We start from the raw sequence: 546 nt of genomic DNA, 5'->3' as shown, positions 1-546 counted from the left end.
GTTTAGTAAGAGATGGTCCTGTAGAAACAATGATAGCTGTATCACTTACACCCTTTCTTTTAGAAAGTAATTCTTTATAACTAGGATGGGTAATCATTTGAGGAAGATTATAAACAAATTGTTCTATGCCTTGAAGAGCATCAAGAGGATCGTTACCATGAGAAACAATAGAATTTTTAAAATTTTCTGCTAATTTTTTATTCAATCCTAAAATATCTTCATGAAATCTTTCATAATAATGACTCATCAGTTCTAAAAAATAAATTCTAGAAAATTGAAAGAAAGGTTTAGAAGAACAAAGTTCATTATAATCTTGAATTTCTAGTTTATTTGTATTCAAAACCATCAATCTTGCACTTTGCAATTCACTTGAAAAATCTAAGATATGAAACATTATCCAAATGATTTCTATATCTTTTTCAAAAACAACAATATGCTGATGATTTTTATTTTGCAATAAAGCTTTAAATAAAATTCCATTTCCAAAACCATAAAAATACAATACAGGATAAAGTAGATATTTATCATTATAAGTATTTAGCATAG

The 546-nt window shown here is 25.8% G+C and carries 1 pseudogene; it reads right to left on the bottom strand.

Annotated elements, in window-relative coordinates:
• Nucleotides 1–546 (bottom strand): annotated as a pseudogene (locus tag KAR67_RS09435) (motility associated factor glycosyltransferase family protein); the annotation flags it as partial.

Source organism: Campylobacter sp. JH32 (genome assembly GCF_017846535.1).
Classification (GTDB): domain Bacteria; phylum Campylobacterota; class Campylobacteria; order Campylobacterales; family Campylobacteraceae; genus Campylobacter_D; species Campylobacter_D coli.
Note: the sequence above shows the minus strand (reverse complement) of the source record. Positions and strands in the feature narration are given on the sequence as shown.